The sequence below is a fragment of the Desulfatiglans parachlorophenolica genome (assembly GCF_055394735.1).
This window is the reverse complement of record NZ_AP042460.1, coordinates 986,877-999,398: the sequence shown is the minus strand read 5'-3', so window position 1 is coordinate 999,398 and position 12,522 is coordinate 986,877. Positions and strand designations below refer to the sequence as shown.

15 protein-coding genes and 1 pseudogene are annotated in these 12,522 nt (G+C 52.6%); 6 read left to right on the top strand and 10 right to left on the bottom strand.

Annotation, left to right across the window (positions count from 1 at the left end; translation table 11 throughout):
• Nucleotides 1–32 precede the first annotated feature (32 nt).
• Nucleotides 33–461, top strand: a pseudogene (locus ACZ500_RS04600) (DNA-primase RepB domain-containing protein); the annotation flags it as partial.
• A gap of 142 nt (nucleotides 462–603) precedes the next feature.
• Nucleotides 604–876 (top strand): hypothetical protein, encoded by a 273-nt coding sequence (locus tag ACZ500_RS04595; protein WP_464231355.1) that lies wholly within the window; start codon nucleotides 604–606, stop codon nucleotides 874–876.
• Here ACZ500_RS04595 and ACZ500_RS04590 read toward each other — a convergent pair whose 3' ends face one another.
• The 3 genes from ACZ500_RS04590 to ACZ500_RS04580 form a co-directional block, all read right to left on the bottom strand.
• On the bottom strand, nucleotides 877–1,047 hold the full coding sequence (locus tag ACZ500_RS04590) for a hypothetical protein (protein ID WP_464231354.1): 171 nt from the start codon (nucleotides 1,045–1,047) through the stop codon (nucleotides 877–879).
• A gap of 48 nt (nucleotides 1,048–1,095) precedes the next feature.
• On the bottom strand, nucleotides 1,096–1,512 hold the full coding sequence (locus ACZ500_RS04585; RefSeq protein ID WP_464231353.1) for a hypothetical protein: 417 nt from the start codon (nucleotides 1,510–1,512) through the stop codon (nucleotides 1,096–1,098).
• 618 nt (nucleotides 1,513–2,130) lie between these two features.
• Nucleotides 2,131–2,295, bottom strand: a complete 165-nt coding sequence (locus tag ACZ500_RS04580; RefSeq protein ID WP_464231352.1) for a hypothetical protein — start codon at nucleotides 2,293–2,295, stop codon at nucleotides 2,131–2,133.
• An 81-nt stretch (nucleotides 2,296–2,376) separates the two neighbouring features.
• Here ACZ500_RS04580 and ACZ500_RS04575 point away from each other — a divergent pair, with 81 nt between their 5' ends.
• Together ACZ500_RS04575 and ACZ500_RS04570 are read left to right on the top strand one after the other, a co-directional pair.
• A complete protein-coding gene (locus ACZ500_RS04575; protein ID WP_464231351.1) occupies nucleotides 2,377–2,607 on the top strand; it encodes a type II toxin-antitoxin system Phd/YefM family antitoxin in 231 nt (76 codons plus the stop codon).
• Nucleotides 2,608–3,042, top strand: a complete 435-nt coding sequence (locus ACZ500_RS04570; RefSeq protein ID WP_464231350.1) for a type II toxin-antitoxin system VapC family toxin — start codon at nucleotides 2,608–2,610, stop codon at nucleotides 3,040–3,042.
• A 142-nt stretch (nucleotides 3,043–3,184) separates the two neighbouring features.
• Here the strand turns inward: ACZ500_RS04570 and ACZ500_RS04565 are convergent, their stop codons facing one another.
• From ACZ500_RS04565 to ACZ500_RS04535, 7 genes are all read right to left on the bottom strand, one after another.
• Entirely contained in the window at nucleotides 3,185–4,519 is a 1,335-nt protein-coding gene (locus ACZ500_RS04565) for a DUF1302 family protein (RefSeq protein ID WP_464231349.1), read from the bottom strand.
• Between the two features lie 149 nt (nucleotides 4,520–4,668).
• A complete protein-coding gene (locus ACZ500_RS04560) occupies nucleotides 4,669–5,433 on the bottom strand; it encodes an outer membrane lipoprotein-sorting protein (protein ID WP_464231348.1) in 765 nt (254 codons plus the stop codon).
• 11 nt (nucleotides 5,434–5,444) lie between these two features.
• Entirely contained in the window at nucleotides 5,445–6,389 is a 945-nt protein-coding gene (locus tag ACZ500_RS04555) for an efflux RND transporter permease subunit (RefSeq protein ID WP_464231347.1), read from the bottom strand.
• Nucleotides 6,390–6,772: 383 nt separating this feature from the next.
• Nucleotides 6,773–7,513: an IS21-like element helper ATPase IstB gene (gene istB, locus ACZ500_RS04550; RefSeq protein WP_464231346.1), complete on the bottom strand. Its 741-nt coding sequence runs from the start codon at nucleotides 7,511–7,513 to the stop codon at nucleotides 6,773–6,775.
• Between the two features lie 2 nt (nucleotides 7,514–7,515).
• Nucleotides 7,516–8,982, bottom strand: a complete 1,467-nt coding sequence (gene istA, locus ACZ500_RS04545; RefSeq protein ID WP_464231345.1) for an IS21 family transposase — start codon at nucleotides 8,980–8,982, stop codon at nucleotides 7,516–7,518.
• Nucleotides 8,957–9,346 carry a hypothetical protein gene (locus ACZ500_RS04540; protein ID WP_464231344.1) on the bottom strand — a complete coding sequence of 130 codons (390 nt, stop codon included), beginning with the start codon at nucleotides 9,344–9,346 and terminating at the stop codon, nucleotides 8,957–8,959. Before ACZ500_RS04540 ends, istA begins: the two co-directional genes overlap by 26 nt.
• Nucleotides 9,347–9,432: 86 nt before the next feature.
• Nucleotides 9,433–9,684 carry a hypothetical protein gene (locus tag ACZ500_RS04535; RefSeq protein ID WP_464231343.1) on the bottom strand — a complete coding sequence of 84 codons (252 nt, stop codon included), beginning with the start codon at nucleotides 9,682–9,684 and terminating at the stop codon, nucleotides 9,433–9,435.
• 699 nt (nucleotides 9,685–10,383) lie between these two features.
• On the opposite strand from ACZ500_RS04535, the gene ACZ500_RS04530 reads away from it, so the two are divergent.
• Together ACZ500_RS04530 and ACZ500_RS04525 are read left to right on the top strand one after the other, a co-directional pair.
• Entirely contained in the window at nucleotides 10,384–11,688 is a 1,305-nt protein-coding gene (locus tag ACZ500_RS04530; protein WP_464231342.1) for a DDE-type integrase/transposase/recombinase, read from the top strand.
• Nucleotides 11,685–12,494 carry an ExeA family protein gene (locus ACZ500_RS04525; protein WP_464231341.1) on the top strand — a complete coding sequence of 270 codons (810 nt, stop codon included), beginning with the start codon at nucleotides 11,685–11,687 and terminating at the stop codon, nucleotides 12,492–12,494. The genes ACZ500_RS04530 and ACZ500_RS04525 overlap by 4 nt, the downstream gene beginning before the upstream one ends.
• Nucleotides 12,495–12,522: the final 28 nt, after the last annotated feature.

Sequence of the window (12,522 nt, the reverse complement as noted above, 5' to 3'; positions counted from 1 at the left end):
CTGGTCATCGGCCAGCCCCCCTCTTCACCCCCATGGACGCTGTGCTTAGAAAACTCCACCGCTTCTTTCGCCAAAAATGGCACCTGGCGGTTCTCCATCCGGAAAAAGGACGCTGGATCGTCCAGCCCCATCCCGACCATATCCCTTATCTCAAGGCCCTCAACGCCTCAGGCTGCCACATCCTCCTTCAACCCCTTGAACAATCCCGCTATCTCCTGGCCGATGATCTGTCCTGGGAGAGGGTTTGCCGTCACCATCGCCAACCTGACAACACCTGGAGGCCCGGTCGCATGGTCGTCGAGACCTCCCCTCACAACTTCCAGGTCTGGATCCGTTCTGCCCACCCCTTGGATCTCCACCATAAACGCATCCTCCTCCACATGCTTCACAGCGATCCGGCCGCCGATCCCAACAACCGTTTCGGCAGGTGCCCCGGCTTCCGCAACCGCAAACCCTGCCATCGGACCCCCGACGGGCAATATCCACTCTCTCGCCTCATCTGGGTCGACTACAACTCCTCGGCCATCATCCCGCAGCATCTCTTCCAGGCAATGACTCCGTCTTCCCCTCAACCCTTTCCCCCTCCACCCCCAGGGGGGTGCGGTGTGTCTTTCTTCCCCTTCATCTCGCTTCAGATATCTGCGCGCTACCGAATCCGAAACCGACTTCGCCTACGTCCTCGCCCTCCTCAGACGCGGGTACTCCGAACACGCCATCCGCTCCCTCCTCATCGCGCAACGGACCTCCTGGGATCATCACCAGGGCGAACGGAGGCAAAATCCCTATATTAATAGAACCATCGCCAAGGCCAAGACCATCATCCAAAATCCCTCTGGCCAGATTGCCCCGAAAATGCAGACCAATCGTCCAACATAATCAGAAAAAAAACGTCAGATTATTGTGAAAGACGACAGCGGGTAACTGACGGGCATCCGACATCTGGCACAACTGGTGGGCGATCAGTTCCAGGGCGCGGCTTTCAAGAAAGAGCTTGCGGGTCATGCCGCTGAAGGGACAGTTGAGCAATTGCTGTAATGCCACGCACATGGCCGGGGTAATCGTCTGAATGTGGCAAAACAGATTGTCCCGTTTTTCCTACAGGATGTTGCGCAGGTGCCGATCGATCGAGCGCAGATCGGACTCGAAATAGGAGCGAAGCTGTTCCGGCGAGATGACGATGCCGACCTGACGCAGGGGCAGATCCGTACAAATACGGCTGGTTCCATTCGGATCCGGGTAGTATAATATGCCCTGTATTCCAGGTGATATCTCAATCGGTTGTTTTTGAATGCCATATCTGGCACTCGCTTTTCCAGAAAGGCAGAAGCTGAAGGAAAAGGCCGCGGGATGATCTACCATAGAGAAACGAGTGTCTTGGTGGAACAGACAATCAGTCATCCAAACATAGAATCCAGATCGAATTTCGGTTTTAACAATCCGGAAGTCACCATAGTCTCCCGACCCGTTCCAGCAGCATTCGAAGTGTTCCGGGGTGTTGCGCCGTATATTCATTGCGGCCGAGGCAGCCCCCCCTGGGGAGTGTAATGAATATGACTGGGTTCCGGCATCTGAATGCTCCACTTTGCACTTGATGGCGGTTTAAGGTTGAAATCAAAGACATTATTTTAAAGCAATTCGATCTTGTTGAGCTTCATGGTTCCGGATCATAAGAAGAATTTTTTGGCTATCACTGATACCCCTGCTGACACATAACATCACCCCGATAAGCTTGTGGATTATCCTGAAATAAAAAGGCGTAACTCAGATGATTTCTACAATCCAAGTTACGCCTTCACTTTTGCCGCTTATGCAGCAGCCGTAAGACATCCCCTTAGAGATTGATGCCCATATTCAATTTAGATTCGCCTAATATCAAAAAAATATCCATGTCAAGCTTTTAAAGGAACGAGGGATTTGCGTTGTACCGTTTTTTCCCACAGGCAATACCCAATCAAACCACTGATAACGTATTATAGCTTTATATAGATTGCCGCAAAATTGGAAATATGTTCAAAAACCGGCGATTTCGCCGGCAAAAATTGGGGTAAAGTTATTTTGGTCTGCAAAAAATACTCTGTCATTGCAAATGGTTAGATACAGCGCAAATCCCTCAGGAACCAAAATCACTGATTAGTGTCCATCCGGAAATGATTTTCCTATAGAACTCAGTTTCCAATCCGGAAATGAGGATTTTTGGCCAATATCAAGGAAATCAAGCGTTTGCGCGGAGGCGACCTGTAGGTCGCCGCACAAGCGAACGTGCAGATTGACGCCGAGATTGGCCAAAAAGACCATTTCCGGATGGAAACTGATTAGTCTTGACAGATCATTTATTACGTATATAATATGCGTAAATTGTAGAAAAGGAAAGAAAATATGAAAACAGCAAGTGTTGGAGAAATCCAGAAAAATTTCGCCAGGGTTCTTAGCGGGATTAATAATGGTAAAGAAATAATCATTACAAAAAGAGGGAAACCCATAGCCAGAATAGTGCCCTTACCCCCTAAAAGCGAAATCGAGTGGCCTGATTTCTACAATGAAGCTATTGACCTTAAAGGAAAGCCAATAAGCGAAATAGTTATTGAGGGCAGGGAAGACAGGTTCTAAGTGCTCTACCTCGATACGAGTGTAATCGTTAAACTCTACATCAAAGAAGAATATTCCCTGGATGTCTCAAATTGGCTTAAGGAGAATAATGAAGCCATTCCTTTAACAACCTTTCACGAATTAGAGTTTAACAATGCTATCAATCTGAAGGAATTCAGGACTGAGATTACAACGGATGAGATACGTCTTATTATGGCAAGATTTGCTGAACATGAAAGCAAAGGAGTCTTTTATCGTCCACAAATAAGCTGGACTGACGTATTCAAATACGCTGTTGATTTATCAAGAAAGCATACGAGTGAAACGGGATCAAGGGCCTTGGACATCCTGCATGTGGCCTCAGCTTTATCAATTAAAGCTGACAGGTTTCTTACTTTTGACGAGAGGCAATCCAAATTGGCTGCTCTAACCGGAATAAGGATAGAAAATTTATAGCTGAATGTCCATACCCTTCGGCTTTACCTCAAACTTGAGGTTATCGATACATCCTGTAACGATATAAGGACAATGTCTGATATCGGCAGACAAGATAAAAGCGGGGGGCAGGAAGTCGCTCTTTGTCTGAAAAAGGATGGGGTTAAAAGCTGTATCTCAATCTCAGGTAGATCATATCATTATCCGTAAACTGGCCGAGCCGGGAATCTATGGGACCGCTGAAGAACATGTATCCCGGGGCGATTTGCCAGTTGTCGCCGATTTTATATTCTGTGAATATTTCACAGGCTGCACCCTCATCGTTTGTGTAGTACGTGCCCCGAAATCCAGCAGTCAAATCATCGTCAAGAAAAGTGTCGCTGATCTCAAAGGTGATGCCGTGAGTCTTGCGTTTTGAAGCAAGGGGCTGTTTGCCGTTTTCTATGAGATCGATGAAAAACTGCAAGTTGAGGTAAAGATTGGTGAAAAAGGTGCGGTCAATCCCGATGACGCCTTGATACAGGTTACGCATGGCAAGGCCGTCGCTGTCTTCTTTGTATGATGGATCATTAACATCTATCGAAAACAGGAGTCCGGGTTTTACGGCAAGCTCACCACGTACCGTGGTCCTATCAAGACCCTTTGCAAAGTTAAATCCGTAGGCCTCGTAGCGGTAATAGCGAGCGGTGAAACGCATTCTGCCGTCAGTCAGGTAATCGCGGTGATACGCAGGATCATCCGTGTAGCCGTTGTAGTAAAGAAGCGCCAGGTCAAAGCCTTTCCATACCGTGGAGATCCGAAAAGCAACCTCAGAACTCTCCAACCATTTATCCGGTTTTTCATACGGGCCAAGCGCTATCACTCCGGATTCGGCCATTTTTCTTAATGCCTTCAGATTCCTTGCCTCCCATGGGCTATTGGGGAGGGAGAATTCGTTTACCTCTGCCTTCGGCACCCATACTCCTTCAAGAGTCACAGGCCCCAAGAGGAATATTCCGCTCCCCAAGATTATGGGCAGCCTGGCATCGGCCCTGGCGGTTGCAATGGGGTCCCGATAATCCCGGGGATTGATCAGATCCATGGGGTTGATTCCGTCGCCTGTTCCCCAACGCATCATCTTTTTGCCCAACATCAAATCGATCCGTTCGGTATCGACTGTCAGATATGCCTCGTTCAGATCTACATAGTAAATCTCACTGTTGTCATCCGTCCAGTCCCGAACCGCCGGATCATAATCAAAATAGCCACTGACAAACCCCCTCAGCCAATCATCCCCCAGGTAACAATCCAGCCACAGACGCTGCCGGAGAGAGATGGGCTCTTCCACATCCTTAGTCCTGATCTGATTGCGGCTTTCAAGGTAACCCCCGACCAAAAGGAATTCAGGCTCTGTCCTATTCACATCCTCGCCTATTGTATCGCTCAGGTCCATGTCCTTTAATGGATCTTCTTGAACGGCAAAAGAAACATCCTGCAAGAGAAGGAATAGGAGTATCACACCCCATCTGATCCCTCTGTCACAACACGTCTTCATACGAATCATTCAGTTTTTGACCATTTTGTCAGAGCCTATCAGAAAGGCATGATGCGCGGATTGGAGGAGCGTGTGCGGATACTTGTGTTGTAGATCTCCCTGTTCCTGAAACACTATCGCTTCAAATGGCTTTGTTCAAAAATAGCATCCGACAATCCGATATCGTAATCTATATTGTCATACTGCATCAGGGTCTCTGAATTTTGCTCCGGGGTCTTCACCATTATCTTTGTAACCGTCCAAATACCTCCGATTTTCTTGTACCCGCCATGGATAGCCGTCTTAAAATGCTTGCCTCTCTTATTATAGTATTCCATCTTCACAGGTAGCCAAGTATCCTTCCTGACCCAGACGATCCGCTTTGAGTAATTTGTGTCTTTCTGCTTATTTGCTATCCTTTCCACCACATAACAATCCACACCCGAGAATTCCTCAGACCTTAAAAGCCTGTGCTCGTCATCATCCACTTCTCTTTTTTCAATATCCTCATTGGCAAAATCACTCCTCATAAAGCTGCCCTTCTTGCCCCCGCCGCTAATCCTTCGGATCAGGCTTTCGGACGGAAGATAAACCCACATATCGTCGTCTTTTTCAACGTCTTCGTAGCTCCAGGTGAGGTACATGATCCCTCTGACATCAGGCGGCTCGATAAATTTGATCAGGCTTCGTTCATCCGGTCCATACTTTTTAATATATCTTTCCATCTTTCTGACCAGCTTCTGCCCGTTGCGGTTGATGACCATCACCGCGGCTCGCTTCCCGTCCAGGCTGGTATCCACTGCGTCCATCTTCAAGGCGATCTCCCGGCCGTTGGGTTCACCAGCCATTGCTGTTCCCGACGTCATCGCCAATATCATAACAATCCATAGTCTTCTCATGATTTCCTCAACTATTTGTCCTGTTTTTCCAATCCCAACGGCTTGAACAGCAGCATTATGGCCGGAGCAAGAAACAAGTCAGCCAGAAGCGCCCAGATTATCGCAAAACCTGCCATCAATCCGAAATCACCAATATTACTTATGTCGGAGAGACCAAAAATAGAAAATCCCGCTGCGAGGGTAATGCTTGTAAACAAAATCGGACGTCCCACGGTTATAATCGTACCCTTCAGCGCACCCTCGTAGGTGCCGGTACGCCTGAACTCACGGCGATAGCGCATAAAAAAATGAATGGTGTCATCTACTGCTATGCCGATGATAATGGCGCCAAAGGTCACCACTGACATGGAAAGGTAGATACCTGCATAGCCCATAAACCCTATGGCTATTAACACAGGAAAAACATTGGGAATCATGCTGATAAGCCCCAACTTGAATGATCTCAGGACGATAATCATCATCAAGCCAATGGCTATAAATGCAAATCCGAAGCTTTTGATCTGACCAGATGTGATTAAGTCGGACATCGCAGTTACCATGGGTATCATGCCTGTATATTCTATCTTGATTGACGGACTGAGGTGTTCTTCTGCAAAATTGGTGATATCTGATATGAACATTTTAATGTCCTTTGTACTTAGGCTTTTAGTGCGTGCCGTCAGCCGGGCAATGTCATAGTTAAAGCTTACCTGCTTGTCCAGTTCCTGGCCTCCGGATGTCTCATATAGAAACATATATTCAGATGCCTGTCCTTTAGTCTCCGGCAGGGTATAGTGCTCAGGATGGTTTTCATGAAGGGCCTGGTTCATCTTTTTCAGAATATCAAGCACACTGAAGGTTTTCATCGAAAAGGGGTGTTTCTCTATATGATCCTGCAACGATTCGAGCTGCCGCAAAAAGGCAGGTTCTTTGACGCCGTCTTTCCTTCCGGCGTCTGCCATAATCTCTACGGACATAGATCCGCCCATCCTGGAATCCACATAGTCGAAGGCCTGACGCACGGAGAGCCTTCTGCTGAACATCTTTATCGTGTTACTTTCCACCTCAACCAGGAGATAGCCGCCTGCAGACAGGAGAGTCAGGACAAGGAAAACAGCAAAAATGGCTCGCGAATGCCTAATATTGACGAGGGCTATCCATATTAACGCCGGTCAAAAAATGGACAGAATGGACGGTTTAAAAACGACCAGGGAGAGTAGCGGGGCATAGCTGTGCACGGGGCGGCAAACGGCTTCGCGAAGAGGGGCAGCCTGCGGGAGCCAGATACGCCCAAGGAAGGGCCCGCCACATCTCCAGGAGGAAGAGGCGGGAGCAAACAAAGATTTTTTAGGGAATGGATCTATTTGTGCTTTCTTCGATAACTTGTTCCTCCGAGGATGATGATCTCCGAGTTGTAGACGAGCCGGTCAGCGATCGCGGAGGCTACCGTGTTGGAATCGAAGACCTTCCCCCATTGAGCAAAAGGCAGATTGGTGGAGAGGATTGTTGACCTCTGGGTATGCCTTTGACTGATGACCTGGAAGAAGAGGTTCGAACCCTGTGAGCCAAGCGGAAGATAACCAAGCTCGTCACAAACGAGCAGATCCGGGGTCTGGTATTGCCGAAGCTTTCTGATGAGCGACCGGTCGAGCTCGGCGGCGACCAACTGGTTGATCATGTCGATGGCGCTGGTGAAGAGGACCTTGAGGTTGGCATTGCACGCTGAAGTGGCGATGCATTTGGCCAACATGGTTTTCCCGGTGCCCGGGTTACCGATGAAGATGACATCCTGCTTTTTTTCGATGAAGTGGAGGTTGAGGAGTTCGAGGATTTTGGTTTTCTGATCCTCGCGGGATTTGTGGTGGTGGAAGTCAAACTGATCGATGCTCACTCTTTCCGTGATGCCGGATTGTGAGAAGCGGCGGCTGACGGCGTTTTTCCACCGCTCCTCCTGTTCTGCATCCAACAGACGCTTCAGGATATCCAGGATGCCGAGGTTTTTCTGCCGAGCCTGATCGAGGACACCCTCGAGATGGGCAGCCATTACGGAGAGCTTGAGGGCCTTGAGGTCCTGAGAAACGACCTCGATGGACACGGACATGGCTATTTCCCCTTTCTGAGCACAAAGGCGTCGAACTCGGCGAGGTTGGGTTCTTCGAGGCGGATGCGGTTCAGGCGCTCTTCTTTGAACTGGAGAGGCGGGTGGTCTTTGGTGGGGGTGTGGTCCTGGACCAGGATGTTTTCGATGTAATGAGCACCGAAGGCTTTGTTGATCAGTGCTTTTTGAAGAGATGCCAGGAAAGCGACCAACCCGTAGCGGTCTTTGAGAACCAGGAGTTTACTGACATTCTTCCTGAGGGGAAGGCGGGCTGCAGCCATGTGTTCTAGGTAGAGCCTGGCATCTTCGCCCAGGGAGGCGAAGAGGGCCACTTCTTCGGATTGCCACTGCCTGCGCATGCCTTTTAAGACCGCTTCGCGGTGCTCCGGGAGTTCGATGCGCTGTTTCCGTTCCCAGGAGCGCTGATGGGTGGCGATCAGTTTTTCCTTGAGATAGATGCTGAGGGTTTGCTGATCGGCCTTGACCACGACCTGTTTGCCGACGGCCCAGGGGGGAGTGGTGTAGGTGTTGGCATCGAAGTGAATGCAAAAATCGGTGTGGACCTTGAGCACGGCTGATTCACGGCAATCGGGAAGGAAGTCGGGCAAAGGCCTGAGTTGCTCCTGAAGGGCACGATCAAGAGGCCTCTGAGCGGTGGTGGCATGCAGCCGGCAGTTGGCGAGGGTATCGCGCCAGTGATCGGCCTGGCGCTGCAAGTCGGTGAGATCGACGAACTCGCGCAGGGGCCAGAAGTTATGGCGGATATAGTGGATGACGCCCTTTTCGACCTTGCCTTTTTCCTGAGGCTGGCGGGGGTTGCAGGCCCGCGGGGTGATGCCGAAGGGACGGAGGAACTCCAGAAAGGCTTCGTTGAAGCGGATGAGGGATCCTTCCCGTTCGAGCACGGCGGTGAGCATATTGTCGGTGAGGACTTCTCTCGGGACCCCGTTAAAGAAACGAAAGGCGTTCAAGAGGCAACGGTGAAGGGTCTGCTGGTTTTGGGAGTGGGTGAACTCGAGGTAGAGCAGTCGGCTGTAGCTTAAAACGATGGCGAAGCAGTACAGCCTACGCTCCGTATCGCCGTAGGGGAGGCTGCCGAAGTGGCCCCAGTCGATCTGGCACTGCTCGCCCGGCAGGGTTTCGAAGCGCAGGAACACACGGCGCGGTGCGGGCCTGATCGATCGCAGGAAGTCCTTGAGGATGGTGAGCCCTCCCCGGTACCCCTTGGCGGTAAGCCGCTGGTGGATAACGGTGGCCAGGACGCGGGGGTTACGTTCAAGCATGGCCTGGATATCATCCCGGAACGGGTCCAGTTTGCTGGGCCGTTGGAGTTTTTTCCGCTCGGGGGTTGGATTGCGAAGGTATTTGGTTACGGTTTGGCGGTTCAGGGCCAACTGCTCCGCGATATGGCTTTTCGTCCAGTCTTCCTGTGCCAGGCGGTGGATCTCAAAAACGATGCGTCTTGTGATCATGGTCTCCTCCGAGGCTTTGGTGGATGAGTTGGCGAACGGTGGCGCGGTCGGTCCGAGACCCAAAAGGCAGGGAAAGAACCTGAAACAGCCTCCCGTCAAAGGCGATCAAGTCTTTGTGGATCAAACCGTCCCGGGCGAGGATGTATTCATCGGCCAGAAGGCTCGTCAATGAACAGATCCGGTCGTAACTGTAATAGGACAATCCGTGGCGGTCTCCGACCACGATCAGGAAGAGATAGAGGATCAACTCGTGGTGGCTGAGTCCGGCCCAGAAGCCCTCGCGCAAGAACCGGTGCTCGATGGCGGCAAAGCTCCCTGCGATCTTTCTTGCCCTGTCGGGGCGAAGCAGCCGTTTTTCGATCATGGCCTCTCTCCTTTCGAGAGAAAAGCTACCATGCGGATGGAACCAAAGGCGATCGAGTCCTATTTTGCAATCAGATCCTGACGTGTCTAACAAGCTGGAATCAAAAAGACTTTTTGTGGGAACGCGTCCATTTTTGCAATCACTGGGAGCATGTAAAAGGCCTGCGGAGGTCCGCCAATCCAAGGGATCAACGCGTCCATTTTTGCAATCCGCTTTCCTGGCGATCTACGGCTGTTGCGGCAGCGCTGCAGCAGGCGGTTACGCTGAGCTTTGCCGGGATGGCGTTCACGGTTGTTGGTTGGCAGAATATGCTGTCGGGAAGGGGCCGTATTTTTCACAAACGCTTGACTAGAGGGGGTCGGATGTCGAATTATTCTGGCTTTGGGAATAGGGCGAAAGCGGGCATAGAAAACAATTGGGGTAAAGGATGTAGCAGCACCCTTTACCCCGAAAAACATGTGAGTAAAACTCACAACCCGTACTCTATTGATAGTATTTGTCGAGGTATGCGTCAAGAGCCTTTTCAGGCTGGGCCGAAAATATCTCTGGCCCAGGCCGCCATCCTGCCCCAAATGCGAAGGGAAGCTGTGGGGGCATGGGTATACCACCGCCTGTTTTGACGGGTACGGGGAACCTGCCGAGATTCCGAGGTACCGCTGCCCGGCTTGCGGGTGTGTGGTCCGGCTCCGCCCCGAAGGATACTTCTCTCGTTTCCAATCTTCTATCGAAACCATCCAATCGAGTATTGCCAACCGCTTGTCTGGCCGCGGCTGGCTCCCGGGCCTTTCGCCATCCCGCCAGCGCCACTGGCTGAACAGCTTGATCGAGCAGACGAAACTGCATCTCGGCCTGTCGTGGTCGGGACAGCTCCCGGACGCATTCGAACTGCTTCACGCCGTGGGGATCTGCCCGGTCAGCCACTCCATCCAATGTGAAAGGAGTGCTTCTTTTGTGGGGCCCCACCGAAGGCTGCCCTTTACCAGCCCTCGGGAGGTGGAGTATCCAGACGCAAAACCACCACAAAGGAGGTCCCACACATGGACGAACAGCAACAAAAAGACATCGCCGTTTTCCGGTTCGGGGTGATCAGCGACTTTTTCTGCCAAAAATTGACCCGGGGAGAGAAAGAGCGGTTGCTCAATGAGAAGTGTTCCCGACAGTGGCAGATCCCCCACTCAGAGCGTACCCGGCTTGCCCGCACCACGATCCTTTCCTGGATCAAGGCGTATCGGGAAGGCCGGCAGAGGCTCGAAGCCCTTTACCCTCAATCCAGAAGCGACCGGGGCATGCCCCGCAGCATCCACGATGAGGCCGCTGCCGTCATCGTCACGCTGCGCAGGCGGATGCCCCGCTGCACCCTCATGGTTCTTCTCTCGGAACTTGAAAACCGCAAGCTTTTGAGGTCGGACGAGCTGCCGAGCTACTCTTCATTGTACCGCTTCCTTAAAAAGGAGAACCTCTTGCACCTCGATCAGTCCGCACCGGTCGATCGGAGAAAGTTCGAGGCCGAATCCCCCAACGACATTTGGCAGGCCGATGCCATGCACGGTCCCATGATCCTCGATGGGGAAAAGCGGCGGAAAACGTACCTCTTCGCTTTCCTCGACGACATGAGCCGACTGATCCCCCACGCTGCCTTCTACTTCAGCGAAAACCTCGAATGCTACCTCGACGCCTTGCGCTCAGCGCTCCTCAAGCGCGGCCTGCCACGCAAACTCTACACCGACAACGGCAGCGCCTTCCGCTCCAAACTCCTCCAGGAAACCACCGCCAGCCTCGGCATCGCGCTGGTTCACTCCCGGCCTTACAAACCCCAGGGTCGGGGCAAAATAGAGCGTTGGTTCCTCACCGTGCAGAAACAGTTCCTCCCCACACTCAGCTCCAACCTCGATCTCAGGGGCCTCAATGAAAAGCTCGAAGAGTGGATCCACTCCGTCTACCATCAACGTCCCCACGGATCCACGGGTCAAAGTCCCATCCAGCGCTTTGCCGAAAAAATGGAGTGCATCCGCCCCGCCCCCAGAAACCTCGAGGACTTCTTCCGTAAGCGTGCCAGGCGAAAGGTCGCCAACGACCGCACCATCGCCCTGAATGGCAAGGTCTATGAGGCGCCTGTTCCCCTCATCGGAAAACAGGTCACGCTCCTTTACCACGACCATGATCCCACCCGGGTTGAAGTGCACCTGGACAACCTCTCCTACGGGTTCCTCACCCCTCTGGATCTGCACGTCAACTGCCGAGTGCGCCGGTCCCGCTCCCAAGACCTCGTCATAGACAGCGCTCCTCCAAAATCCGTCCCATCCGGCCGGTTACCCTTTTCTCTCGCAAAGGAGCCCCGATGAAACCCCATTATCTCAACTTTTTCGGCTTTACTCGTGAACCGTTCGGCTCCGAACTCGAGCTCGATCAGATCCTTCAGACCGCCGAAGTGGTGGCCGTCGCCGAGCGCTTCGATTACACCCTGCGCCTGGGCGCTGTCGCACTGGTGACCGGTGAGGTCGGTGCGGGCAAGTCCACGGCCCTGCGCTGGGCCATCAGCCGTCTTCACCCCTCCGAGTATCGCCCCATCTGGGTGACGGCAACTTCTGGCTCCATCCTCGAGTTGTATCGCCAGCTTTGCTCCGCCCTCGACTGCGATTTGCAGGGCTCTTCCCGCGCCACCCTCCTGCGCATCATCCGCAGGCAGGTCCTCGATCTCGTCCTCAGCCGCAAGCAGACCCCGGTGCTTGTCATCGACGAGGCTTCACTCCTGCGCCTCGAGGTCCTGGCCGAGGTCCATACTCTCCTTCAGTTCGAAGCCGACTCCAAACCCTATTTGCCCATGATCCTCGTCGGCCAGAACCATCTGGCCGATCTGCTGACCTATCGTACCTCGCTTCCCCTCTCTTCCCGCATCATCGCCCGCTATCATCTCCAGGGGATCGACCGGGAGACCCTCGGTACCTATCTCCTGCACCACCTCAAGATCACCGGCATCCCCCGCCCCCTTTTCTCCGAGCAGGCCCTGACCGCCATCCACCAGGGCTCGGGCGGCATCCTCAGGCGGGCTAACCATCTCGCCCGCGGTGCCCTCATCGCTGCGGCCGCAGAAAAGATCCAGCAGGTCGCCGCCGAACACGTCCGTGTCGCCGCAACCGAACTCCTCTGATCCTCAAAGCCGGGGCTGGTCATCGGCC